Source organism: Tabrizicola sp. (genome assembly GCF_041919135.1).
Taxonomy (GTDB): domain Bacteria; phylum Pseudomonadota; class Alphaproteobacteria; order Rhodobacterales; family Rhodobacteraceae; genus Tabrizicola.
Window position 1 is genome coordinate 107757 of record NZ_JAYRUJ010000005.1, and the last position, 22855, is coordinate 130611.

A 22855-nucleotide genomic window follows, 5' to 3' on the forward strand; every position below is an offset into this window, starting at 1 on the left:
TCATACCCGCAGGAAGGTCAAAGACCATGCCGCTCATGCTTGTCACCATCCCCTGCCTGGCCGACAACTATGCATATCTGGTCCACGACCCCGAGTCCGGCCAGACCGCCGTGATCGACGTGCCCGAGGCCGGCCCCGTCCTTGCCGCGCTGTCGGCCCAGCAGTGGCGGCTGACCGACATCCTGCTCACCCACCACCACGACGACCACATCCAGGGCGTCGACACCCTGCGCGCCCGGACCGGGGCCATGGTTCTCGGCGCCTCGGCCGATGCGCACCGCCTGCCGCGCCTCGACCTGGCGCTCGACGCCCATTCCTCCTTTTCTGTCGGCAGCGAGTTCGCCCGCGTGATCGAGGTTCCGGGCCATACCATCGGCCATATCGCCTTTCATTTCCCGGAAAGCCGCCTTCTCTTCACCGCCGACAGCCTGATGGCCGGGGGCTGCGGCCGGCTTTTCGAGGGCACCGCCGCCCAGATGCACGCCAGTCTGCAGAAACTGGCCGCGCTTCCGCCCGAGACGCTGGTCTGCTCGGGCCATGAATACACCGCCTCGAACCTGCGTTTCGCCCTGACCCTTGAACCCGACAATCCGCAGCTTATCTCTCGCGCTGCCGAGGTCGCATCCCTGCGTTCCCAAGGCCGTCCCACGGTTCCCGTCCCGCTTGCGACGGAACTGGCGACGAACCCCTACCTGCGGGTCCACCTGCCCGCGCTCAAGACAGCGGTTGGCCTCCCAGATGCCGACGATGTCACGGTTTTCGCCGAAATCCGGGCCAGAAAAGACAAGTTCTAGGCGCCTGATATCACAATTGGCGTGAGAGACCGGGGGAAACCCCAAAATCTGGAAGATTGCGCTTGAAGTGCGGTGAAGAAAACCGAACTTTAAGCTTATGAGGCCACGGTCGGTATCGGGCCCCCACCCCTTCCGGCCCGCAGGACAGGAGCACTGAAGTGCCATCGTTTTCGACCACGCTTGAGCAGGCAATCCACAGCGCCCTGGCCCTGGCCAACTCGCGCCGCCACGAACTCGCAACCCTTGAACATCTGCTGCTCGCCCTGATCGACGAACCCGACGCGGCCCGCGTGATGAAGGCCTGCGCCGTCGACCTTGACGAGCTGCGGAAGACCCTGAGCGACTTCATCGACGACGACCTCTCCACCCTCGTCACCGATGTCGAAGGCAGCGAAGCGGTGCCCACCGCCGCCTTCCAGCGCGTCATCCAGCGCGCGGCGATCCATGTGCAATCCTCGGGCCGCACCGAAGTGACCGGCGCGAATGTCCTGGTCGCGATCTTCGCCGAACGGGAATCGAACGCCGCCTATTTCCTGCAGGAACAGGACATGACCCGCTACGACGCGGTCAACTTCATCGCGCATGGCGTGGCCAAGGACCCGTCCTATGGCGAGGCGCGCCCCGTCCAGGGGGCCGAGGACCAGCATGAGACCCCCAAGGCCGAGGCTGGCGAGGCCAAGGAATCCGCGCTGTCGAAGTATTGCGTCGACCTGAACGTGAAGGCCCGCAAGGGCGACGTCGACCCGCTCATCGGCCGCGAGGCCGAAGTGGAGCGTGCGATCCAGGTCCTCTGCCGCCGCCGCAAGAACAACCCGCTCTTGGTGGGCGACCCCGGCGTGGGCAAGACCGCCATCGCCGAGGGCCTTGCCCGCAAGATCGTGCTGGGCGAGACGCCCGAGGTCCTGTCGCGCGCCACGATCTTCAGCCTGGACATGGGCGCGCTTCTCGCCGGCACCCGCTATCGCGGCGACTTCGAGGAACGGCTGAAGCAGGTGATGAAAGAGCTTGAGGACCATCCCGACGCGATCCTCTTCATCGACGAGATCCATACCGTGATCGGCGCGGGGGCCACCTCGGGTGGGGCGATGGATGCCTCGAACCTCCTGAAGCCCGCGCTGCAGGGCGGCAAGCTGCGCTGCATGGGCTCGACCACCTACAAGGAGTTCCGCCAGCATTTCGAGAAGGACCGGGCGCTCTCCCGCCGGTTCCAGAAGATCGACGTGAACGAGCCTTCGGTGCCTGACGCGATCAAGATCCTGATGGGCCTGAAGCCGCATTTCGAGGAACACCACGACCTGCGCTACACCAACGACGCGATCAAGTCGGCGGTGGAACTGGCGGCGCGCTACATCCACGACCGGAAACTGCCGGATTCGGCCATCGACGTGATCGACGAGGCCGGGGCGGCGCAGCATCTGGTGGCCGAGTCGAAGCGCCGCAAGACGCTGGGCATCAAGGAGATCGAGGCCGTCGTCGCCAAGATCGCCCGCATCCCGCCGAAATCCGTGTCGAAGGACGATGCCGAAACGCTGCGCGACCTGGAAAAGACCCTCAAGCGCGTGGTCTTCGGCCAGGACAAGGCGGTGGTCGCGCTCTGCTCGGCGATCAAGCTGGCCCGCGCCGGCCTGCGCGAGCCGGAAAAGCCCATCGGCAACTACCTCTTCGCCGGTCCCACCGGCGTCGGCAAGACCGAGGTGGCCAAGCAGCTCGCCTCCTCGCTGGGGGTGGAGCTGATCCGTTTCGACATGTCGGAATACATGGAGAAACACGCGGTCTCCCGCCTGATCGGCGCGCCGCCCGGCTATGTCGGCTTCGACCAGGGCGGGATGCTGACCGATGCCATCGACCAGCATCCGCATTGCGTCCTCCTGATGGACGAGATGGAGAAGGCGCATCCGGATGTCTACAACATCCTGTTGCAGGTGATGGACCACGGCAAGCTTACCGACCACAACGGCCGGACCGTCGATTTCCGCAACGTGATCCTGATCATGACCTCGAACGCCGGGGCCTCGGACATCGCCAAGGCCGCGATCGGCTTTGGCCGCGACCGCCGCACGGGCGAGGATACCGCCGCGATCGAACGGACCTTCACGCCGGAATTCCGCAACCGGCTGGATGCGGTGATCAACTTCGCGCCGCTGGGCAAGGAGGTGATCCTGCAGGTGGTCGAGAAGTTCGTGCTGCAACTGGAAGCCCAGCTTCTGGACCGCGGCGTCCATATCGAGCTTTCGCCGGAAGCCGCCGCCTGGCTGGGCGATAAGGGCTATGACGACAAGATGGGCGCCCGGCCCCTGGCCCGGGTGATCCAGGAATACATCAAGAAGCCCCTGGCCGAGGAACTGCTGTTCGGCAAGCTGGTCAAGGGCGGGCTGGTGCGGGTCGAGGTCAAGGACGATAGCATCGTCCTCGACGTCGCCGATCCGCCGAAGCCGCGCCTCACCGGCCAGAAGCCCCCGCTGCTGACCGCGGAATAAGAAACCGAACCCCCGCCCTGGCCCGGCGGGGGTTCTGCCTTCCGCCGCTCGTCACTCCCCGCGACGAGGAGACGAAGTCGAACGAGGAGCAGCCCTCCGGGTTCAGACCACCGCAGCCCGGTAGAGATGCCAGGTCGCATGTCCCAGGAGCGGCAGGATCACGATCAGCCCCAGGAGGACCGGCAGGATCCCCACCGCCAGCAGGACCGCCACGATCAGCCCCCAGGCGCCGATCACCACCGGATTCTCCACCGCCACCCGGACCGAGGTCGCCACCGCGACCGGCAGGCTCACGTCCCGGTCCAGCAGCAGCGGGAACGAGATGACCGAGACCGCCAGCACCGCCAGCGCCAGCAGGAACCCGACCCCGGCTCCGACCAGCGTCATCGTCCAGCCCTCCGGCGTGGTGACCGCCTGGGTCAGCAGCGCCCCGAGGCTCGCCGGCCGCTCCGGCCCCAGGGTGGCCGCATGGATCGCATCGGCCAGCAGAAGCCAGGCCATGAAGATCACCCCGTTGAACAGACTCAGCATCACGATCCGGGGGAAGCGCGGCGAGTGCAGCACGTCGAACATCGCCGCCCAGCTGACCTCCTCCCCGGTCTCCCGCCTCCGGCTGAGTTCATATAGCCCCAGCGCCGCCACCGGGCCGACCAGGGCGAAGCCCGACAGGATCGGGAACACCAGATGGGTCATGCTGCCCTGCGCGGCGATCCCGACCAGCACCGCCCCCATCAGCGGATAGAGCAGGCAGGCGAACATCACGTCCGACCGCATCGCCGCAAGGTCGTCCCAGCCGCGCCGCAGCACCAGCCGCAGGTCGTGCAGGGCCAGCCTGCGGATCTCGGGCCGCGCCGCATCGCGGGCGGGGGTGGCGACCACCCTGCCGTATCCGGCGGCCGATCCCAGCGCGCCCATGGTCCAGGACAGGGGATTTCCGATCGTCTTCGGCATCAGCTTTCCTCCCGTTTCAGGGGCGCCGGGGCCGGTCTTGCCCCGGTCTGCCCCAATGGCATCGACATGCAAGCAACGGATCTGTCGCCGCAGCCTAGCACGGATCGCCCCGCGGCGCAGTCACGGAATGGTGCGGGACTAGCGTTCGGTCAGCTTCAGCTCGATCCGCCGGTTCAGGGCGCGCGCGGCTTCGTCGTCCCCCTGGGCCACGGGCCGATACTCGCCGAACCCGGTCGCGGCCAGCCGGTCGGGCGGGAAGCCCAACTCGTCCTGCATGAAGCGCACCACCGAAAGCGCCCGGGCCTGGCTGAGTTCCCAGTTGTCGGCAAAGGCGCCGCTGCCCGAAAGCGGCACGTTGTCGGTATGGCCGTCCACCCGGATGATCCAGTCGATCCCCGCCGGGATCCGGTCGCGGATCCCGTCCAGCGTCCGCACCACCCCGGCGATCTGGGCGCGGCCCTCGGGCGCAAGATCGGCCGAGCCGGGGTTGAACAGCACCTCCGAGGAGAAGACGAAACGGTCGCCCACCACCCGAACCCCTTCCTGCCCCTGCAGAAGGGTCGAGAGCTGGCCGAAGAATTCCGACCGGAAGCGGGCGAGGTCCAGGTTCTCGGCCGCCAGCCGCGCGGCCTCGGCCGCCTCCATCTCGGCGCGGCGGCGCTGTTCGGCCGCGACCTGGGCCAGCGCCGCGTTCAGCTCGGTCCCCAGGCTCTCCAGCTGCACCTGCGCGGCCGCATCCTTTGCCTTCGCCGCGTCCAGCACCGCCTGCAGGCTGCCAAGCTGGCCGCGCAGCGCCGCGATCTGCTGGTTCAGCAGTTCCACCTCCCGCGCCGCCTGAAGGGCCTTTTCCTGTTCGGCCAGCAGCTCGGTCTCGGCCGCCGCCAGCGCGGCATCCTTCGCGCCCGCCGTGTCGGCCAGTTTCCGCGCCGCGGCAAGCAGGGTCAGCGTCTCCTCGGCCCGCTTCCGCTCGGCCTCGAGCGCAAGGGTCATCGCGGTCAGTTCGGTATCGGCATCGGCCAGCCGGTCGCGCAGCGCCTGCAGCGCGGCCGCATCGGCCAGCCGCGCCGCCTCGGCCTCGCTCACCGCTTCGGTATTGGCGGCGTCCTTGGCGCGCAGATCGGCGACCAGCGCCTCCAGCGCCTCGCGGCGGGCGGCGGCAAGGCGGGCGGCCTCGGCGCCGGCGTCCACCTCCTGCCGGGCCTTGGCCAGCGCCAGCGTCATCGCCTCGGCCTCGTCCACCAGCCGCGCCTGTTCGGCCTTCAGGCCCGTCACCTCGCCCCGGGCGCTGTCGCGCTCCAGGATCAGCGCGGCGACCTGGGCCTCGAATTCGGTGATCCGCGAGGTTGCCGTCGCCAGCTCGCCCTCGCGCGCCGCAAGATCGGCGGTCAGGCCCGCCACCAGCCCCGCCTGCCGCTCGCCCTCGGCCAGCGCCTCAGCCAGACCGGCGCGCAGGGTGGCGATCTCGGTCTCGAGGCCCGAGGCCCGCGCCCGCTCCAGCCCCAGCGCCCCGGCCAGGTCGGCGACCTGCGCCGTCAGCTCGTCCAGCTCGGTTCCCTGCGTGGTCAGCTGGTCGCGCAGCACCGCCTGCATCATGGTGAAGATGGTCAGCACGAACATCAGCACCATCAGAAGCGTCGTCACCGCATCGACGAAGCCCGGCCAGATCAGCGAGGAATCGCGGCGGCGGGAGCTGGCCATCAGCGCCCCGCCCCCCGGCCAAGCTGGCGCACGGCATTGGTCAGCGCCAGCAGGTCGGCCTTGAGGTCGGCGATGCTTTCCTGCCGGCCGGCCGACATTTCCTCGAGAATCCGCAGGAGTTGCACGTCGATCGAACGCAGGCGCATCCGGCTTTCGGCGTCGCCGCTTCCCGGTCCCTCGCCGGCCAGCGTCGCGATCAGCCGGTCCTGGCCATCGGCGATCCGCTGCAAGAGCGCCTCGCCCTGCCCTTCCGGCCGCGCGCCCAGCCGCGTGAGGCTGGCGGTCAGCTCGGCGATCCTTGCCTCGAAGGCGCCGCGGCCGGCCTCGGCCTGTTCGTGCATCGCCTGCAACTGCTCGACCTGCAGCGCCATGTGGTCGATCATCGCCGCCACCGCCGACTGGTCGCCGCCCTCGCCCTCGCCCGCAAAGCCGATCCGGGTGATCGAGGACAGCCATTCCTCCAGTTCGCGGGTGAAACGGTTCTGGCCGTGGCCGGCGAACAGTTCCAGCAGCCCCAGCACCAGCGACCCCGCCAGCCCGAGAAGCGAGGAGGAAAACGCCGTCCCCATCCCGCCCAGCTGGCTTTCCAGCCCGCCCATCAGCTTGGCGAACACGTCCAGCCCGGATTCCCCCTCGCGCGGGGCAAGCGAGCGGATGGTCTCGACCACGGCCGGAACGGTGGTGGCAAGGCCCCAGAAGGTGCCCAGAAGGCCGAGGAAGACCAGGAGGTTGATCAGGTAGCGGGTGATGTCGCGCGCCTCGTCGATGCGCTGGACGACCGAATCCTGGATCGAGCGCGACGAGGTCGCCGAGATCGACATCCGCGCCGTGCGGGTGCGCAGCAGCGAGGCGAGGGGGGCCAGCAGCAGCGGCGGCCGGTCGCTTGCGCTGCCTGGCGTGGCGCGAACGAAATTCTCGATCCAGTAGACCGATTGCGCCAGGATCCAGACCTGCCAGAAGCAGGTCAGCACGCCGATCGCGAAGACGAAGGCGATCAGCCCGTTCAACAGCGGGTTGGTGCGCAGGATGTCGATGATCTGGCCGTGGATCGCCCAGGCCCCCGCGCCCACCAGCAGGCAGACCAGGAGCATCTGGGTGATGGCCCGGATCGGCTGGCTGAAGGTCGTGGTGACGGCGGCCTGTGGATATGGCTGGGACATGCCTGCCCTCTGGTTCGATGTTGCGGGCAGAGTAACAGGTGAGCGGCGTCTGCCAAGCAAAAGGTCAGGCCAGCCGGCGGACCTCCTCGGCCAGCCAGGTCAGTTCGGGGTCGCCGATGCCCAGTTCGGCAAGATGCGCCACGGTGGACCAGAGGTATTCGCGGTTCGGTCCACGGCCGCCGCTGGCCCCGGCGATGATCCGGGCCTGTTCGGCCAGCGGAAGCCCGCCGCAATACTGGTCGTGGTCCGGGTCGATGACATAGGTCAGCGCCTGCAGCGCGCCGTCTTCGGTGGCGACCGGAAGGACACGCTCCAGATAGGCCGAGGAGACCAGCTCGCGTTCGCGCAAGCTGGCAAGGGTCGGCTCCTCCTCTCCCGGCGCGATGCGGAAGGCGACGCCGGTGCAACTGGCGGCCCGGGCCCGGTCCAGGGCAAGGACCAGGCCCGGCTCCTCCACCGTGCCGCGATGGTGGATCGAGCGCATGCAGAAGCTGCGATGCCAGCCCGAGATCCGGGCGATGCGCCGTTCGGCCACCGGAAAGCCGGGGTTCCAGATCAGCGATCCATAGCCGAAGACCCAGAGTGGAGCGTGCATGGCTGGCCCTTGTCGTTTCGCCCCTGTAAACACGGGGAAGCGGGCGAAGAAAAGGGCTGCCGGATGCGCAAACTGCTTGTCCTCGTGCTGGTGCTGACCGGGCTCTGGTCCGGCTACTGGTTCCTCGGGTCAAGCGCGATCCGCCAGGGGGCCGAGGACTGGTTCGCCGGCGCCGCCGCGCAAGGCCTCCTGGCCGAAAAGTCCGATCTTTCGCTGGCGGGCTTTCCCAACCGCTTCGACCTGACCGTCACCGACCCGGCCCTGCGCGAGCCGGCCCGCGGCATCGGCTGGCAGGCCCCTTTCGTCCAGGTCTTCGCGATGACCTGGAAGCCCTGGCACATCATCGCCGCGCTGCCGCCCGAGCAGGTCGTCACCCTGCCCGGCCAGGAGGTGAAACTGGCGGCCGAGGGGATGCGCGCCAGCTTCCGCGCCCGGCCCGCGACCGATCTGCCGCTGGCCTCGGTCATCGTGGAAAGCGGGCCCTTCACCGCCAGTTCCAGCGCGGGCTGGACGGCGGCGGCGGGGGGCGCGGTCGCCTCGATCAGCGCGGACGAGGAGGTGCCGGGCGCGGGCGACGCGCCGAACGCCTATGTCCTGGCGCTGAACGCCTCGGACCTCGCCCCCGACCCCGAGGTGATGGCGCGGATCAAGGACGGCTCCGGCCTGCCCCTCCGCATCGCCACCCTGCGCCTGGTGGCGACCGCCAGCCTCACCGCGCCGCTCGACCGTTTCGCGGGCGACACGCATCCCCGCCTTGCCGCGCTGGAACTGACCGACAGCCTGCTGGCCTGGGGCGAGCTTTCCGCCAGCGCCAAGGGCCGGATCGCGCCCGACGACCAGGGCTTTGCCGCCGGGCGGGTCGAGATCGCGGTGACCAACTGGCAACCTCTGGTCCCCGCGCTGGTCGCCGCCGGGGCGATCAAGCCGGAACAGGCGGAGACGCTGACCCGGCTTCTTGCCGCGCTGGCGCAGGAATCCGGCGACCCCGACGCGCTGAACCTGCCGCTCACCCTGGCCGACGGCCGGGTCTCGCTGGGCTTCCTGCCCCTGGGCGAGGCGCCAAGGATGCTGGGGCCGACCGGCTAGCGGCAGTAGGACCCGCCATCGCGGGCCGAGGTGTCGAAGTGGAAATGATCCTCGTGATAGCCGTCGGATCCGGGGCCGAGCGTGGTGCGGAAATAGGGGCAGGCCGCCTTGTAGATCCGCCGCAGCAGGCGGCCGTAATCGCCCGCGACCGTCACCGTCTTGCCGCTGGTCAGCACGAATGCCGCCACGTCCACGGCCCGGCCCTTGCCATGCTCGCTGATCTTCGCGCCCTTCACGTTGTTGCGGCCCCGGCAGATGTAATGCGCCGCGATCCGCAATTCCGAGAGCTTGCCGTCGAAGGAAGGCTGCGCGACCTCCTCCACCCAGGCGTTCAGGCTTTTCGCGATCGAGCAATCGACCGTCACCGCCTGGCTTAGCCGCACCCCCGCGACCGAGGTCACGCGGACCGGATCCGCGACGCCGCAGCCCTTCACCTTGGACCCGATCGGCGCGATCGGCTCGCCCTTGATCGCGGCGACGCCGCAGACCGACCCCTCCATCGAGGCCATCTCGCGTTTCTTCTTCCGCCGTTCCTTGCGGCTGGGCGGTTCCTCGGCGGCAAGGTCCGGCTCGGGTTTCGCGGCCGAGGCGAGGTCAAGCCCGGTGGTCGCGGCCGCCACCCGCAACTCGGCGATGCGCCGCGCCAGATCCGCCGGCCGGGGCTGCGGGCGCAGGGAGGCGGCCAGGGCAGGCGCGGCTCCGGCTGCGGCCGGCGCCTCGGGCGCGGCGGCAGCCACCACGGCGCCGCCCAAGGGGTTCGGCATCGGCCGCAACGAGGTGGCGGGGGCCTCGGCAAGGGCCGGACCGGCAAGGCACAGGGCCAGGATCGCCAGCGCCCGCCGCACGCCTTCAGCCATCCTGCGCCGGAGTGACGGCGCGGCCGAAATCCGGCGCGGCGGTATCCTGCCCGGCCTCGATGATCCCGCGGCGGATGGCGCGGGTGCGGGTGAAATAGGCGTGCAGATGCTCGCCATCGCCCATGCGGATCGCGCGTTGCAGCACGAACAGCTCTTCGGCGAAGCGACCGAGAATGTCGAGCACCGCATCCTTGTTGGTCAGGAACACGTCGCGCCACATCACCGGATCGCTGGCCGCGATCCGGGTGAAGTCGCGGAAACCGGCGGCGGAATACTTGATCACCTCGGATTGCGAGACGCGCCGCATGTGGTCGGCGACCCCCACCATCGTATAGGCGATGGCATGCGGCACATGGCTGACCACCGCGACCACAAGGTCATGGTGGCCCGCATCCATCGTGTCGACCTTGGCCCCCATCGCCTCGATCAGCCCGCGCAGCCGGGCCAGGGCCTCGGCATCGCAGCCCTCGGGCGGGGTCAGCAGCCACCAGCGGTTCTGGAACAGCGTCGCAAAGCCCGAACGCGGCCCGGAATATTCCGTCCCCGCCATCGGATGGCCGGGGATGAAATGCACGCCCGCGGGCAGGTGCGGCGCCACGGCATCGACCACCGCCTGCTTGACCGAGCCGACATCGGTCACCGTCGCCCCCGGCTTCAGCCGCGGCCCGATCTCGGCCGCGATCGCGCCCATCGCGCCCACCGGCACCGCCAGCACCACCAGGTCCGCGCCCTCGACCGCCTCGGCCGCCGTTTCGGTCACCCGGTCGCAGAACAGCTCCCGCGCCACCGCCCGCGTCTCGGCCGACTTGGCGTAGCCCACGATCTCCCCGGCCAGCCCGCCCGCCCGCATCGCATGCGCCATGGACGAGGCGATCAGCCCCAATCCGATCAGGGCGACGCGGGGATAGGTCATTTGACCCCCTTGAACTGCGCCACCGCATGGGCGACCTGCCGGCACGAGGCCTCGTCCCCGATGGTGATGCGCAGGCAATGCGGCAGCTTGTAGCCCGCGACCCGGCGCACGATCAGCCCCTGCTTCTGCAGGAAGGCATCGCAGGCCTCGGCCTCTTCCTGGCTGTGGAAGCGCGCCAGGATGAAATTCGCCATCGAGGTGTCCGAAGGCACGCCGATCTCGGCCAGCGCATTGGCCAGCCAGCTGCGCATCCGCGTGTTCTCGGCCCGGCACTTGGCGACATAGTCCTGGTCGCGCACGGCGGCCTCGGCGGTGTCCAGCTGGGTGGTGGACAGGTTGAACGGCCCCCGGATCCGGTTCAGCACGTCGATGACGTGGCGCGGTCCATAGCCCCAGCCGATCCGCAATCCGCCCAGGCCATAGACCTTGGAGAAGGTCCGCGTCATCACCACATTCTCGCGCGCATCGACCAGCGCCGCGCCGCCGTCATAGCCTTCGACATATTCCGCATAGGCCCCGTCCAGCACCAGGAGCGCCTGCGGCGGCAGGTTCTCGGCCAGCCGGGCGATCTCGGCGGCCGAGATCATCGTGCCGGTCGGGTTGTTCGGATTGGCGATGAACACCAGCTTCGTGCGCCGGTTGCAGGCGGCCAGGATCGCGTCCACATCCGTCGTCCGCTCGCGCTCGGCCACTTCGACCGGGGTCGCCCCCACCGCAAGGCTGGAGATGCGATACATCAGGAAACCGTGTTCGGTGAACACCACCTCGTCGCGCGGGCCGGCATAGGCCTGGCAGAGGAAGGTGATGATCTCGTCCGACCCCGCCCCGCAGATGATCCGCCGGGCGTCCAGCCCATGCACCTCGGCGATGGCGCGGCGCAGGTCGGCATGGTCGGTGACCGGATAGCGGTGCAGCGCGTGGACGGTGCGGGAGAACGCCTCCTTCGCCTTGTCCGAGGGACCGAACGGGTTCTCGTTCGACGACAGCTTCACCACATTGGCCACGCCCGCCACATGCGCCTTGCCGCCCTCGTAAAGCGCGATCTCAAGGATGCCTGGCTGCGGCGTGATCTGGTCGTTCATCATGGCCCCCGGGAAGTCCCGCCTCGTTTAGCTTCCCCGCGCGCACAAGGCCAGAGCAATGACACGCCGGGACCGGACCTGCCCCGCTCCGCGTGGCTTCAGAGCCCCATCAGCCGGGGAAGCGGACGAAGCCCCGGCGACGCGAGGACGGCCAGCGCGCGATTCGACGGCTCACGGCACCAGGAAGTTGGTGAACTGCCAGGGGTCGCCCTCGTCCCGATCCTCGGCGAAATGGTTGATCCGGTTCCGCAGCGGCGTCCAGTCGGTGTAATGGCACTCGATCCGGCCCAGATAGGGGCGCTGGACCTCCAGGCAGCGGACATGGTCCATCTCGTCGGCCTCGACGATTCCCTCGTCCGGGTTCTCGGCCGCCCAGACCATCGCCGCCAGCACCGCCCCGGTCACCTGCATCCCGGTGGCGTTCTGCCAAGGGGCCAGCCGCCGCGCCTCGTCGTTGCTCAGCCGCGAGCCATACCACATCGCGCCCTTCGCATGGCCGTAGAGCAGCACCCCCAGGTCGTCCCCGCCCGAGACGATCTCATCGACCGCCAGGATATGCTGCGCCTCGGGAAGCCGGCCCGCGCCCTTGACCTCGTGCAGGGACAGGATGGCGTCGTTGCAGGGGTGATAGGCGTAGTGGCAGGTCGGGCGATAGACCGCACGGCCCGCGTCGTGGACCGTATAGTATTCCGGGATCGACAGCGCCTCGTTATGGGTGACGACATAGCCGAACTGCGGCCCGACATCCGGGCACCAGCTGCGCACGCGGGTATCCGCGCCCGGCCGGTCGATCCAGATCGCATGGCCCGGCCCATAGTCGAAGCCATGGCCGCCGGGCGGCAGCTTCCTCTCGTGCGTGCCCCAGCCAAGCTCGGCCGGCTGGAAGGCTTCCGACAGGAACCCCTCCACCGACCAGGTGTTGACGAAGACCCCCGGCGGCTTCGGCCGGGCCGAGACCTGGGTGTCGCGCTCGGCGATATGGATCCCCTTGACGCCCAGCCCCTGCATCAGCGCCGCCCAGTCCTCGCGCCGGCGGGGTTCGGCCGCGACGCCCAGATCCGCCGCCAGCCGCAGGAGCGCCTCTTTCACCAGCCACGACACCATGCCCGGATTCGCCCCGCAGCAGGACACCGCCGTCGGCCCGCCGGCATGGGCCTTGCGGGCCTCCCGCACCCGTTCGCGCAGCCGATAGCCGGTCCGCTCGGCATTGGGCATGTCGCCGAAATAATAGCCGGGCCAGGGCTCGACCACCGTATCGACATACTGCACCCCGATCTCGCGGGCGAGTTGCATCACCGCGACCGAATCGACATCGACCGAAAGGTTCACGATCATCCCGCGCCCTTCCGGGAACAGGCTTTGCAGGACCTCGGCCAGATTCCCGGGCGTCAGCGCAAGCCGGAGGTGGCGCAGGCCGCGGTCGCGCAGGAGATGAGCGAAATCGCCCGAAGGCTCGATCACCGTGAGGCGGGCGCGGTCGAACCCGACGTGCCGCTCGATCAGCGGCAGCACGCCGCGCCCGATCGAGCCGAAGCCGATCATCACCAGCGCGCCCTCGATCCGGGCATGGGTTTGCTGCGACATGGCGGACTCCTCTCGGGACATGCGGATCAGGACCTGCGGGTCAGGACTTGTAGGATCGGGCCTGAAGATAATCCATCAGGGCCATCAGGACACCCGAGACGATGAAGGTCAGGTGGATCACCACCAGCCAGAGCATCTCGGATTCACCGAAGTTCACGGCCGTGTCGATGTCGCGGATCTCCATGAACTTCTTCAGCAGGTGGATCCCCGAGATCGCGACGATCGAGGCGATGAGCTTCATCTTCAGCCCGCCGAAATCGACCTTGCCCATCCAGTCGGGCCGGTCCGCCCCGGCGTCGAAGTCGAATTTCGAGACGAAGTTCTCATAGCCCGAGAACAGCACGATCAGCAGCAGATTGGCGGCCAGCGTCAGGTCGATCAGCGACAGGGCCACCAGGATCATCTGCTCGGGGGTCAGCTCCATCACCCTGGGCAGGTAATGGACCAGCTCGCGGACGAAGATCACCGCCATCATACCCAGCGCGATCACCAGACCCAGATACATCGGCGCCATCAGCCAGCGGCTGGCGAACAGGCCGCGCTCGAACCGGGTTTCCAGGGTGGGTTTGTCGCTCATGGCGTGCTCCGGGAAAGAAAAGGGCCGCGACCTTGCGGCGCGGCCCCGATGGGTAGGGTGCGCTACGGCGCACCGATGGATCAGTTCTTCGCGTAGTATTCGACGACCAGGTTCGGCTCCATCTGCACCGGATAGGGAACATCCGACAGGCCGGGCGTGCGCACGAACTTCGCGGTCATCTTGTTGTGGTCGACTTCCAGATAGTCCGGCACGTCACGCTCGGTCAGCGCCACGGCTTCCAGAACGATGGCCAACTGCTTGGACTTCTGGCGCACCTCGATCACGTCGCCTTCCTTGACGCGGTAGGAGGCGATGTTCACGCGCTGGCCGTTCACGGTCACATGGCCGTGGTTCACGAACTGGCGGGCGGCGAAGACGGTCGGGACGAACTTGGCGCGGTAGACCACCGCGTCCAGGCGGCGCTCCAGCAGGCCGATCAGCATCTCGCCGGTGTCGCCCTTGACGCGCTCGGCCTCGCCATAGATCTTGCGGAACTGCTTTTCGGTCAGGTCGCCGTAATAGCCCTTCAGCTTCTGCTTGGCGCGCAGCTGGGTGCCGAAGTCCGAAAGCTTGTTCTTGCGGCGCTGGCCGTGCTGGCCGGGGCCGTATTCGCGCTTGTTCACCGGGGACTTCGGACGGCCCCAGATGTTCTCGCCCATGCGGCGGTCGATCTTGTACTTGGCAGAGGTGCGTTTGGTCACCGCTGATCTCCTTCGATGTGTGAAGGGCGTTGTCCTTTCCCCGAAGGGCGACAGGCATCCCCTTGCGGGGGCCACCAACACCAATGAAAAGCCCCGGGAGTGACCCGGGACGTGGCGGGCTTATAGAGAAGAAACCGGGGGAGTCAACAGGGGCCCGGCCGCCACGGAAAGCCGCCAGCGCAATACCGTAGGGTGCGCTACAGCGCACCATACAGCCCCCGCCACCCCCGCACCGGACCGCGCCCTCCCGCCGGCGGGCGCACCGGGCCGTCGATGAAGGCGCCGCATGCCCGCATGGCGTCGCCTGTCGGGCCCACCCTCAACAAACCCCTAACGCCAAAACCCAACCCCTTGAAATCCCTTTGCATCCGCCGCCTGTCCAGCGTGGACAGACCTCAGCCGTTCACATCCACCACCACCCGGCCCTGCACGCCCCCCTTCAGGATCGCCGCCCCCAGCTCCGGCAGGTCCGCCAGCCCCGCCGGCCGGACCATCGCCTCCAGCTTCTCGATCGGCAGGTCGGTGACGATCCGCCCCCAGGCCCGCACCCGCCGCTCGTAGGGGACCGGCACGCTGTCGATTCCCAGCAGGTTCACCCCCCGCAGAAGGAACGGGATCACCGAGGCGGGCAGCGCCGCCCCTCCCGCCAGCCCCACCGCCGCGACCGAGCCGCCGTGTTTCATCTGCCCCAGCACCCGCGCCAGCATCGCGCCGCCCACGGCATCGACGCAGCCCGCCCAGGTCTCGCTCTCCAGGGGCCGCTTCACCGTCTCGGCCAGTTCCGCCCGCGGCACGGTCCGGGCCGCCCCGAGGCCCTTCAGGTAGGCTTCCGTCTCCGGTCGCCCCGTCACCGCCGCGACCTGATAGCCCAGCCGGGCCAGAATCGCGACCGCCACCGACCCCACGCCCCCCGACGCGCCGGTCACCAGCACCTCGCCCTGGTCCGGGGTCAGGCCATGCTCCTCCAGCGCCATCACCGCCAGCATCGCGGTGAACCCGGCCGTCCCCACCGCCATCGCCTGCCGCGTGGTCAGGCCCTCGGGCAAGGGAACCAGCCAGTCCGCCCTGACCCGCGCCTTCTGGGCATAGCCGCCCCAATGCACCTCTCCCACCCGCCAGCCGGTCAGGACCACCTTGTCGCCCGGCCGGTAGCGGGGATCGTCGCTGGCCTCGACCGTGCCGGCGAAGTCGATTCCCGCCACATGCGGCCAGGTCCTGACGATCCCGCCGCCGTTCGGCGACAGCGCGAGGCCATCCTTGTAGTTCAGCGTCGAATATTCGACCGCCACCGTCACCTCGCCCGGCGGCAGCGCGCTTTCGTCCAGCTCGCGCAGACGGGCCACGGCCGCATCGCCTTCCTTCTCCAGAACCAGCGCACGGAACATCGGGGCCTCCTTCCTGAACCTGGCCCAGTTGCGCCCCGCCCGGACGGATTTGTCAACCACCTCCCCCGGCCGCATTCCTTTCGGCCAGGGAGGAGGCTCAGCGCATGACGAAGGGATCGGGGATCGGCTCGTCCGAGGTTCGCAGCCAGACCGTCTTGACCGTGGTATAGTCCAGCGCCGCCGCCAGCCCGCCCTCGCGGCCATGGCCGGAAAGCCCGTGCCCGCCGAAGGGCGCGATGGGCGAGACCGCGCGGTAGGTGTTGACCCAGACCACCCCGGCGCGGATGCCCCGGATCATCCGGTGCGCCCGGGTCAGGCTGCGGGTGAAGACGCCCGAGGCCAGGCCGAATTCGGTGTCATTGGCCAGCACCAGCGCCTCGGCCTCGGTGTCGAAGGTGACAACCGAGAGGACCGGGCCGAAGAACTCCTCGGCCAGGGCGGGGGCGTCGGGTGCGTCGGAACAGTCCAGGATGGTGGGCGGGAAGTAGAAGCCCGGCCCTTCGGACGCCTGCCCGCCGGTGACCAGCCTGGCCCCGGCGGCGGTCGAGCGGGCGATCAGCGCCAGGATCCGCTCGCGCTGGCGGGCGGTGCAGAGGGGGCCGACCTCGGTCTCCATCCGGTCGGGAGCGCCAATGGCCACGGCCTCGGCCCTGGCCTTCAGCCGGGCAAGAAGTGCGTCCTTGACCCCGCGCTGCACCAGGAGGCGCGATCCGGCGACGCAGCTTTGCCCGGTCGCGGCGAAGATGCCCGAGACCTGGGCATTGGCGGCGCTGTCCAGATCCGCGTCGTCGAAGACGATGAAGGGCGACTTGCCGCCCAGTTCCAGCGAGGTGCTGGCCAGGTTCTCGGCGCTGGCCCGCACGATATGCCGCGCGGTCTCGGGCCCGCCGGTAAAGGCGATATGGGCGACCTTGGGATGCGTGGCCAGCGCCCGGCCCGCCTCGGGCCCGCCGGTCAGGATGTTGACGACGCCGGGCGGGAACCCCGCCTCATGCACCAGCCGCGCGAATTCCAGCAGCGGCGCGGGCCCGTCCTCGGAGGCTTTCAGCACCACCGTGCAGCCCGCCGCCAGCGCCGGGCCAAGCTTGACCGCCGACAGGAACAGCTGGCTGTTCCAGGGCACGATCGCAGCGACCACGCCGACGGGCTCGCGGCGCAGCCAGACCTCCATGTCGAGCTTGTCGATCGGCAGATGCGCGCCCTCGATCTTGTCGGCGAGGCCGGCGTAATACTGGTAATACTCGGCCACATAGGCGATCTGGGCCGAGGTCTCGCGGATAATCTTGCCGGTGTCGCGGGTCTCCAGCGCCGCGAGCCGGGGGGCGGCGGCCCGGACCAGATCGGCGAGGCGAGAGAGAAGCTTGCCCCGCGCGCTGGCCGTCATCCCCGCCCATGCCGGAGAGGTGAAGGCGCGATGGGCCGCCTGCACCGCCCGGTCCACATCCCCGGCATCGGCCAGCGGCATCAGCGCCCAGGGCGCGCCGCTGGCCGGATCGACGCTGGCGAAGCTTTCCGCCCCGTCCTCGAACCGGCCGTCGATATAGTGTTGGAAACGGTCCATCGCGGTCCCCCTGTCAGGCGAAGGCTGGCATCACGTCGCGGATCAGGCGCTGAAGCGAGGCCTTCTTGCGCGCAAAGCTCATGCCGGTGTCGATCCAGAAGCTGAACTCGTCATAGCCCAGCGCCTCATAGCCCTTGATCCGTTCGATCACCTCGGCCGGTTCGCCGATGATCTGGTTCTTGCGCATCGCCTCGGCCGAATAGAACGGATGGGCGGCGATTTCCTCGTCGGTCAGCTGCTGGATCAGGCCCTGGGTGATCGGGCGCTCGTTCTTGAACCAGGCGCCGAAGTAGCAATAGAAGCGGTTGATCTCCTGTGCCGCAAGCTGAGCGTCGGCCTCGCTGTCGGCGACATAGGCGTGGCGCAGGACCATGATCTTCGGGCGCGGCACCTCTGGATGCGCGGCGCAGGCGGCGTTGAAACGGTCCATCAGGCTGACCACTTCCTCGTCCCCCAGGTGCAGCGGCGTCACCTGCACGTTGCAGCCATTGGCGACGGCGAAATCATGGCTGCTCGGATCGCGCGCCGCGACCCAGATCGGCGGGCCCGGTCGTTGCAGGGGTTTGGGCGAGGAGGTCGTCCGGGGGAACTGCCAGTACTGGCCGTCGTGGGTATAGTCGCCTTCCCACAGCGCCTTGACCGCCGGGATCAGCTCTCGCATGCGGCCGCCCGCGTTCCAGGCGTCCAGCCCCGGCAGGAGCCGGTCGTATTCAAAGCTGTAGGCCCCCCGGGCGATGCCAAGGTCCAGCCGTCCGTCCATGATGATATCGGCCATCGCCGCCTCGCCGGCCAGGCGGATCGGATGCCAGAAGGGGGCGATCACCGTGCCGGTGCCCAGACGCACATTCTTCGTCCGCCGCGCCAGATCGACCAGGTTCAGCAGGGGATTGGGCGCGATGGTGAAGTTCATCCCGTGATGCTCGCCGGTCCAGATGGCGTGCATCCCGCCCTCGTCGGCGATGCGGCACAGGTCGATCATCTCGTCGTAAAGCCGCTTCTCGTCATCCTCGGCCGAGACGCGCTCCATATGGATGAAAAGCGAGAATTTCATTTGCTGCTGTCCTCTGCGATGCGCTGCACGCGGCCTTGCCGATGATTGCCGAAATAGATGCCGTAGTTGCCGATGCGGGATTCGTCGGCCAGCCGCTCGAGCATATGGCGCAGCGCCGGGTCGGTCACATCGGCAACGCCCGCGCGCGACAGTTCCACGAAGGCGCCCCTTGCGGGCCGGGCGGCGACGGCGGGGCAGCGCAGGGCGATATGCTGGGTCCGGGTGCCCGAATCCTCATAGACCGCGTAGATCGAGCCCGCCTCGGCCTGAACGCCGACGCCGGCGATCAGGGCGTCGAGCGCGGCCTGCACCCCTTCGCGCCCGACGCGCGCCATCGGCACCGACAGCCCGCCGCGCCCGTCGTCGACCAGCAGCACCTGCCCCGCCGCCTCGAGCACGGCGGAGATCACCACATCCGGCCCGGCCGGAAGCTCGGCCGCCGTCGCGGCCGGGGTGGTATAGGCGCCGCGATAATAGCCGAGGCCGGGATGCGGGCTGGCCTCGAAACCGCCGATCCGGCCGATCAGGATGGTATGGTCGCCCGCCGGTATCGCCTGCTCCAGCGTGCAGTCGAACCAGGCCGAGACCCCGGCGATCAGGGGCGAGCCGACCGGCCCGTGCTTCCAGTAGACCTGGGCGAAGCGGTCGTCGGAGGAGCGGCGCCCGAACGTGGCCGAGATGTCCTTCTGGCTTTCGGACAGGATATTGACCGCGAAACCCCTGCCGCCGGTGAAGTTGCCCAGGTTGGCCGAGCTGTTGGCGATCGACACCAGCAGGAGCGGCGGGTCGAGCGAGACGGAGGAGAAGGAATTCGCGGTGAACCCCAGGGGCTTGCCCGCGGCGTCCAGCGTGGTGACGACGGTGACACCGGTCATGAAGCAGCCGAAGGCATCGCGCAGGGCGCGTGGATCAAGGGCGGTCATGCGAGGGTCTCCTCGGTGGCAAGCCAGCGGCGCAGTTCCGCCGTGACGATCTCGGGCGCGGTCAGGTTCAGCATGTGGCGGTGGCCGGTGATCACGACGGCCCGGCCGAAGGGCGCGAGCGCGGCCATCTCCCGGCTCATCCCGGGCGTCGAATTGGCGTCGCCATCCGCCGTCATCGCCAGAACCGGGCAGCGGATCCGGGCCAGCCGGTCGGCATAGGTGGCGTCGCCCTCGGCGAAGGCGCGATAGGCGGCGGCATAGCCCGCCTGCGGCACCGCGCGCAGCCAGCCCGCCACCCGGTCGCGGATCGCGTCCTCGCCGGGGCCGAACCAGCGCGCCAGCGGGCCGTCGATATTGCCCCCGCCCAGGGCGATCTCGTCGGCCCGGGCCAGAACCGCGGCCCTGGCCTCGGGGCTGCGGCGGATGACGCCGTTCAGGAGCGCGGCGCGGCGGATCAGGTCGGGACGGTCGACCGCAAGCCCGGCGGCGATCAGCGATCCCATGGAATGCCCGGCAACCGAGACCGGACCCAGACCCAGCGCCTCGATCACCCGCGCGGCCCAGGCGACGTAATCCGCAAGGCCCGGGGTTCCCGGCAGGGGATCGCTTGCCCCATGGCCCGGGATGTCGACCGCGATCACGCGGCATTCGGGCGACAGGGCCTCGATCTGCGGCCCCCAGGCCTCGGCCCGCATGCCGACGCCGTGGATCAGCAGGAGCGGCGCGCCGGTCCCCGCCGCAAGGACGCGGACGGCAAGCCCGTCAGACAGCCGCAGGGTTCGCGACATCATGGCCAAGGTCCTTCAGGTCCTGGTAGCGGTCGCCGATCCGGTGGTGCGGGCGGCCCCCGGTGGAGGCCCCCAGCGCGACGACCAGCTCGTCGGCGGCGGGCGCGTCGGGGATCGAGAAATGCACCGTCTGGTAATGCGAGCGGCGGCCTTCGTCGTGCTTGTCCATCAGCGGGATCATCACCGGACAGTTGGCCGGGCCCCGGACGTTGGTGAAGGCGAGGTAGGTCTTGGCGCCGAGTGCCTGGCGGTAGTGGTTGCCGAAGCGCAGGGTGTGGATCAGGGCGTTGGCATGTTCCAGCTCTCCGTCCAGCCCGACCACCGCCGCCTTGCCATACCCCTCCACCCGGTCCGCCCCGCCCGCCGCGTCGAGGATCATGCCGGTCAGCAGCGCGCCGAGTTCGGGGGCGACGGCGTGGATTTCGGGCTTCAGGTCCTGGACAAAGCCGCGACCGGCCCAGGGATTCTTCAGCACGGCCACCGCCGCGATCAGCTTGAGCGGGACCGGCGCGGCGCGCCCGCCCTCGACCAGCGTGGTTTCGACCAGCGTCAGGGTCTTGCGAATCTCTGCGGGCATCGGCGGTCTCCTTCTCTCTGTGCGGTATGTTGGTATACCAGATGACCATATGTCAAGAACCTGTTGCAGAACCGTCTCCCGCCGCCTAGGCTGCGCGCATGGAACAGGACCTTCGCATCGACCATCCCGTCACGACCCTGCGCGCCCTGGCGGTGGACAAGCTGCGCCAGGCGATCATCTCGGGCCGCTTCACCTCGGGCGAGCGCCTGGTCGAGCGGGCGCTGTGCGACCAGCTTGGCGTCTCCCGCTCGATCGTGCGCGAGGCGATCCGCTATCTGGAGGCGGAAGGGCTGGTCGAGACCCAGCCCCGCTCGGGCCCGGTCGTGGCGCGGCTTGACTGGCGGGACGCCCGCCAGATCTATGATATTCGCCGCCTGCTCGAGGCGGACGCCGCCGCCGATTGCGCCAGAGCGGCCGACGAGGCCACCGCCACAAGGCTGCGCGCCGCGCTGGCCGAGTTGAACCGCAGCTTCGCCGACGGCAGCCCCACCCGGCTTTATGCCGCGACGACCGCCTTCTACGAGGTCATCTTCCGCGCCGCGGGCCACAACATCGCCTGGGATATCGTGCAGCGGCTGAACGGGCGGATCTCGCGGCTGCGCGCGCTGACGCTGGCGAGTTCGAACCGGCGCGTTTCAGGACCCGCCCATATGGCGCGCATCTGCGAGGCGATCTGCGCCCGCAATCCGGAAGCCGCCGCCGCCGCGGTCAACGACCACCTGCGCGACGCGGCCGAGATCGCCCGCCAGACCCTGGAGACATCGCCATGAGCGCCTACTGGATCGCACATGTCACCGTGACCGACCCCGAGGTCTACAAGCAGTACCAGGAACACGCCGCGCGCGTCTTTGCGGACCATGGCGCCACCTTCCTGGCGCGGGGCGGCGAGGCCGAGGTCCGCGAGGGGCCGGAGATGCAGCGGCATGTGATCATCCGCTTTGCCTCGCTGGCCGAGGCGCGGGCCTGCTACGACTCGGCGGCCTATCGGGAAGCCCGGCGCTATCGCGACAGGGCGGCCATCGCGCATGTCACCATCGTGGATGGCGTCTGACCGCGCGCAGGCTGCAGTCGAAGTCGCATCTTCGATGCCAATTCCCGGCCGGCCAGCCTTTGCATTGACTTAGATCAAGTCTGCCTGTCGCGTTTCATGCGTTACTTTGCCCTAGCTCACATCGCATCCAAGGCGCGGAGATGTGCTGCACCGGACATCTGTGTTCGGCAAGTTCCGGTGACGACCTGAAAAGAGGTGTTTGCAAGCAATCCCGGCGGCGGCGTCGAGGGAACGGGAAGTATTGTTTTCCACGGAGATGACGCTGTGTCCGCCCAAAATCAGGGAGGGACAGAAATGGACGACAAGACCGAGGCCCCGGCGAAAGACGGGAGCCCTCCGAGGGACGAGCCTTTCATGCAGCAGGTCCTGGACAATCCGTTCCTGCTCCTGTTCCTCGGGATCACCATCCCGACGGTGCTTTACATCGTCTGGGGGGTCATGGAGATCGCCTCCATCCCCGTAGCAGATTGAGCGGGGGCAACCATGGCAATTCACCCGCCTTCAAACCGGCTCTGGTGGAAGGAGCCGATCCACGGCATCGAACTGGCCTGGATCGTGATCGCCTTCCTCTGGGGGCTGTTCATGTTCTTCTTCATGATCGCCTGGCACTTCATCGGCCAGCAGAACCTGTCCAACGAGACCTACAAGATCAAGCCCGAGGTCTATGCCGAACGGGTCGAGGCCTTTGCGGCCGAGTTCCAGGCCGTGGGCGACGACGGCACGCCGCTTGAGGAGGACGGGGTCCCGGTGGTCCGGCCGCCCGTCGGCGGCGACGCCTATATCCTGGCGCGGCTGTGGGAGTTCTGGCCCATCCTCGAACTGAAGAAGGGTGAAAGCTACCGCATCCACCTGTCTTCGGCCGACTGGCAGCACGGCTTCTCGCTGCAGCCGACGAACATCAACATCTCGGTCCATCCGGGATACGAGCACATCATCACCCTGACTCCTACGGAAAGCGGGGCGTTCGGCATCGTCTGCAACGAATTCTGCGGGATCGGCCATCACACGATGACCGGGCGCATCCGGATCGTGGATTGAGGGGGA

General features: G+C 68.7%; 23 protein-coding genes. 7 read left to right on the forward strand and 16 right to left on the reverse strand.

Features of this window, described 5'->3' with window-relative positions; all coding sequences use genetic code 11:
* Positions 1-26 precede the first annotated feature (26 nt).
* Both gloB and clpA read left to right on the forward strand, forming a co-directional pair.
* The gene (gene gloB, locus ACE3UA_RS05790; RefSeq protein ID WP_374643451.1) at positions 27-794 is read left to right on the forward strand and encodes a hydroxyacylglutathione hydrolase; all 768 of its coding nucleotides are present in this window, start codon (positions 27-29) and stop codon (positions 792-794) included.
* Between the two features lie 158 nt (positions 795-952).
* The gene (gene clpA, locus ACE3UA_RS05795) at positions 953-3271 is read left to right on the forward strand and encodes an ATP-dependent Clp protease ATP-binding subunit ClpA (protein WP_374643453.1); all 2319 of its coding nucleotides are present in this window, start codon (positions 953-955) and stop codon (positions 3269-3271) included.
* 102 nt (positions 3272-3373) lie between these two features.
* Here the strand turns inward: clpA and ACE3UA_RS05800 are convergent, their stop codons facing one another.
* From ACE3UA_RS05800 to ACE3UA_RS05815, 4 genes are all read right to left on the reverse strand, one after another.
* Positions 3374-4222: a DUF2189 domain-containing protein gene (locus ACE3UA_RS05800; protein WP_374643455.1), complete on the reverse strand. Its 849-nt coding sequence runs from the start codon at positions 4220-4222 to the stop codon at positions 3374-3376.
* 138 nt (positions 4223-4360) lie between these two features.
* Entirely contained in the window at positions 4361-5920 is a 1560-nt protein-coding gene (locus ACE3UA_RS05805; RefSeq protein WP_374643457.1) for a peptidoglycan -binding protein, read from the reverse strand.
* Positions 5920-7080: a biopolymer transporter ExbB gene (locus tag ACE3UA_RS05810; protein ID WP_374643459.1), complete on the reverse strand. Its 1161-nt coding sequence runs from the start codon at positions 7078-7080 to the stop codon at positions 5920-5922. Before ACE3UA_RS05810 ends, ACE3UA_RS05805 begins: the two co-directional genes overlap by 1 nt.
* A gap of 64 nt (positions 7081-7144) precedes the next feature.
* Positions 7145-7675, reverse strand: coding sequence for a gamma-glutamylcyclotransferase (locus ACE3UA_RS05815; protein ID WP_374643461.1), 531 nt, complete (start codon positions 7673-7675; stop codon positions 7145-7147).
* 63 nt (positions 7676-7738) lie between these two features.
* On the opposite strand from ACE3UA_RS05815, the gene ACE3UA_RS05820 reads away from it, so the two are divergent.
* A complete protein-coding gene (locus ACE3UA_RS05820; protein ID WP_374643463.1) occupies positions 7739-8761 on the forward strand; it encodes a DUF2125 domain-containing protein in 1023 nt (340 codons plus the stop codon).
* Here the strand turns inward: ACE3UA_RS05820 and ACE3UA_RS05825 are convergent.
* The 12 genes from ACE3UA_RS05825 to ACE3UA_RS05880 all read right to left on the reverse strand — a co-directional run bounded on the left by ACE3UA_RS05825 (position 8758) and on the right by ACE3UA_RS05880 (position 20760).
* The gene (locus ACE3UA_RS05825; protein WP_374643465.1) at positions 8758-9618 is read right to left on the reverse strand and encodes an extensin family protein; all 861 of its coding nucleotides are present in this window, start codon (positions 9616-9618) and stop codon (positions 8758-8760) included. The genes ACE3UA_RS05820 and ACE3UA_RS05825 overlap by 4 nt on opposite strands.
* Positions 9611-10531 carry a prephenate/arogenate dehydrogenase family protein gene (locus tag ACE3UA_RS05830; RefSeq protein ID WP_374643467.1) on the reverse strand — a complete coding sequence of 307 codons (921 nt, stop codon included), beginning with the start codon at positions 10529-10531 and terminating at the stop codon, positions 9611-9613. Before ACE3UA_RS05830 ends, ACE3UA_RS05825 begins: the two co-directional genes overlap by 8 nt.
* Positions 10528-11613 (reverse strand): histidinol-phosphate transaminase, encoded by a 1086-nt coding sequence (gene hisC / locus ACE3UA_RS05835; RefSeq protein WP_374643469.1) that lies wholly within the window; start codon positions 11611-11613, stop codon positions 10528-10530. Before hisC ends, ACE3UA_RS05830 begins: the two co-directional genes overlap by 4 nt.
* 171 nt (positions 11614-11784) lie before the next feature.
* A complete protein-coding gene (locus ACE3UA_RS05840) occupies positions 11785-13197 on the reverse strand; it encodes a homospermidine synthase (protein ID WP_374643471.1) in 1413 nt (470 codons plus the stop codon).
* A 40-nt stretch (positions 13198-13237) separates the two neighbouring features.
* Positions 13238-13774, reverse strand: a complete 537-nt coding sequence (locus ACE3UA_RS05845) for a TIGR00645 family protein (RefSeq protein ID WP_374643473.1) — start codon at positions 13772-13774, stop codon at positions 13238-13240.
* A gap of 80 nt (positions 13775-13854) precedes the next feature.
* Positions 13855-14475, reverse strand: coding sequence for a 30S ribosomal protein S4 (gene rpsD / locus ACE3UA_RS05850; RefSeq protein ID WP_374643475.1), 621 nt, complete (start codon positions 14473-14475; stop codon positions 13855-13857).
* A 395-nt stretch (positions 14476-14870) separates the two neighbouring features.
* A complete protein-coding gene (locus tag ACE3UA_RS05855; RefSeq protein ID WP_374643477.1) occupies positions 14871-15860 on the reverse strand; it encodes an MDR family oxidoreductase in 990 nt (329 codons plus the stop codon).
* Positions 15861-15957: 97 nt separating this feature from the next.
* A complete protein-coding gene (locus ACE3UA_RS05860) occupies positions 15958-17421 on the reverse strand; it encodes an aldehyde dehydrogenase (RefSeq protein WP_374643479.1) in 1464 nt (487 codons plus the stop codon).
* A 13-nt stretch (positions 17422-17434) separates the two neighbouring features.
* The gene (locus tag ACE3UA_RS05865) at positions 17435-18472 is read right to left on the reverse strand and encodes an LLM class flavin-dependent oxidoreductase (protein WP_374643481.1); all 1038 of its coding nucleotides are present in this window, start codon (positions 18470-18472) and stop codon (positions 17435-17437) included.
* Positions 18469-19395: a flavin reductase family protein gene (locus tag ACE3UA_RS05870; RefSeq protein ID WP_374643482.1), complete on the reverse strand. Its 927-nt coding sequence runs from the start codon at positions 19393-19395 to the stop codon at positions 18469-18471. Before ACE3UA_RS05870 ends, ACE3UA_RS05865 begins: the two co-directional genes overlap by 4 nt.
* Positions 19392-20186, reverse strand: a complete 795-nt coding sequence (locus ACE3UA_RS05875) for an alpha/beta fold hydrolase (RefSeq protein WP_374643484.1) — start codon at positions 20184-20186, stop codon at positions 19392-19394. Before ACE3UA_RS05875 ends, ACE3UA_RS05870 begins: the two co-directional genes overlap by 4 nt.
* Positions 20158-20760, reverse strand: coding sequence for an amino acid synthesis family protein (locus ACE3UA_RS05880; protein WP_374643486.1), 603 nt, complete (start codon positions 20758-20760; stop codon positions 20158-20160). The genes ACE3UA_RS05875 and ACE3UA_RS05880 overlap by 29 nt, the downstream gene beginning before the upstream one ends.
* 98 nt (positions 20761-20858) lie before the next feature.
* Between ACE3UA_RS05880 and ACE3UA_RS05885 the strand changes: the two genes are divergently transcribed.
* From ACE3UA_RS05885 to ACE3UA_RS05900, 4 genes are all read left to right on the forward strand, one after another.
* Positions 20859-21530, forward strand: coding sequence for a GntR family transcriptional regulator (locus ACE3UA_RS05885; RefSeq protein ID WP_374643488.1), 672 nt, complete (start codon positions 20859-20861; stop codon positions 21528-21530).
* Positions 21527-21811, forward strand: coding sequence for a DUF1330 domain-containing protein (locus ACE3UA_RS05890; RefSeq protein ID WP_374643490.1), 285 nt, complete (start codon positions 21527-21529; stop codon positions 21809-21811). The genes ACE3UA_RS05885 and ACE3UA_RS05890 overlap by 4 nt, the downstream gene beginning before the upstream one ends.
* Before the next feature lie 294 nt (positions 21812-22105).
* Entirely contained in the window at positions 22106-22282 is a 177-nt protein-coding gene (locus tag ACE3UA_RS05895; protein ID WP_374643492.1) for a hypothetical protein, read from the forward strand.
* Positions 22283-22294: 12 nt separating this feature from the next.
* The gene (locus ACE3UA_RS05900) at positions 22295-22849 is read left to right on the forward strand and encodes a hypothetical protein (protein ID WP_374643494.1); all 555 of its coding nucleotides are present in this window, start codon (positions 22295-22297) and stop codon (positions 22847-22849) included.
* The last annotated feature ends 6 nt before the right edge of the window (positions 22850-22855 follow it).

What these genes read in the sequence shown, in the direction of transcription:
- ACE3UA_RS05845 (WP_374643473.1), bottom strand. Translation starts at nt 13,774, where the DNA reads ATGAGCGACAAACCCACCCTGGAAACCCGGTTCGAGCGCGGCCTGTTC.
- gloB (WP_374643451.1), top strand. Translation starts at nt 27, where the DNA reads ATGCCGCTCATGCTTGTCACCATCCCCTGCCTGGCCGACAACTATGCA.
- ACE3UA_RS05870 (WP_374643482.1), bottom strand. Translation starts at nt 19,395, where the DNA reads ATGACCGCCCTTGATCCACGCGCCCTGCGCGATGCCTTCGGCTGCTTC.
- ACE3UA_RS05855 (WP_374643477.1), bottom strand. Translation starts at nt 15,860, where the DNA reads ATGTTCCGTGCGCTGGTTCTGGAGAAGGAAGGCGATGCGGCCGTGGCC.
- ACE3UA_RS05805 (WP_374643457.1), bottom strand. Translation starts at nt 5,920, where the DNA reads ATGGCCAGCTCCCGCCGCCGCGATTCCTCGCTGATCTGGCCGGGCTTC.
- ACE3UA_RS05820 (WP_374643463.1), top strand. Translation starts at nt 7,739, where the DNA reads ATGCGCAAACTGCTTGTCCTCGTGCTGGTGCTGACCGGGCTCTGGTCC.
- ACE3UA_RS05865 (WP_374643481.1), bottom strand. Translation starts at nt 18,472, where the DNA reads ATGAAATTCTCGCTTTTCATCCATATGGAGCGCGTCTCGGCCGAGGAT.
- ACE3UA_RS05825 (WP_374643465.1), bottom strand. Translation starts at nt 9,618, where the DNA reads ATGGCTGAAGGCGTGCGGCGGGCGCTGGCGATCCTGGCCCTGTGCCTT.
- ACE3UA_RS05810 (WP_374643459.1), bottom strand. Translation starts at nt 7,080, where the DNA reads ATGTCCCAGCCATATCCACAGGCCGCCGTCACCACGACCTTCAGCCAG.
- ACE3UA_RS05840 (WP_374643471.1), bottom strand. Translation starts at nt 13,197, where the DNA reads ATGTCGCAGCAAACCCATGCCCGGATCGAGGGCGCGCTGGTGATGATC.
- ACE3UA_RS05830 (WP_374643467.1), bottom strand. Translation starts at nt 10,531, where the DNA reads ATGACCTATCCCCGCGTCGCCCTGATCGGATTGGGGCTGATCGCCTCG.
- ACE3UA_RS05875 (WP_374643484.1), bottom strand. Translation starts at nt 20,186, where the DNA reads ATGATGTCGCGAACCCTGCGGCTGTCTGACGGGCTTGCCGTCCGCGTC.
- ACE3UA_RS05895 (WP_374643492.1), top strand. Translation starts at nt 22,106, where the DNA reads ATGGACGACAAGACCGAGGCCCCGGCGAAAGACGGGAGCCCTCCGAGG.
- ACE3UA_RS05815 (WP_374643461.1), bottom strand. Translation starts at nt 7,675, where the DNA reads ATGCACGCTCCACTCTGGGTCTTCGGCTATGGATCGCTGATCTGGAAC.
- ACE3UA_RS05880 (WP_374643486.1), bottom strand. Translation starts at nt 20,760, where the DNA reads ATGCCCGCAGAGATTCGCAAGACCCTGACGCTGGTCGAAACCACGCTG.
- ACE3UA_RS05800 (WP_374643455.1), bottom strand. Translation starts at nt 4,222, where the DNA reads ATGCCGAAGACGATCGGAAATCCCCTGTCCTGGACCATGGGCGCGCTG.
- ACE3UA_RS05860 (WP_374643479.1), bottom strand. Translation starts at nt 17,421, where the DNA reads ATGGACCGTTTCCAACACTATATCGACGGCCGGTTCGAGGACGGGGCG.
- ACE3UA_RS05885 (WP_374643488.1), top strand. Translation starts at nt 20,859, where the DNA reads ATGGAACAGGACCTTCGCATCGACCATCCCGTCACGACCCTGCGCGCC.
- ACE3UA_RS05900 (WP_374643494.1), top strand. Translation starts at nt 22,295, where the DNA reads ATGGCAATTCACCCGCCTTCAAACCGGCTCTGGTGGAAGGAGCCGATC.
- hisC (WP_374643469.1), bottom strand. Translation starts at nt 11,613, where the DNA reads ATGAACGACCAGATCACGCCGCAGCCAGGCATCCTTGAGATCGCGCTT.
- ACE3UA_RS05890 (WP_374643490.1), top strand. Translation starts at nt 21,527, where the DNA reads ATGAGCGCCTACTGGATCGCACATGTCACCGTGACCGACCCCGAGGTC.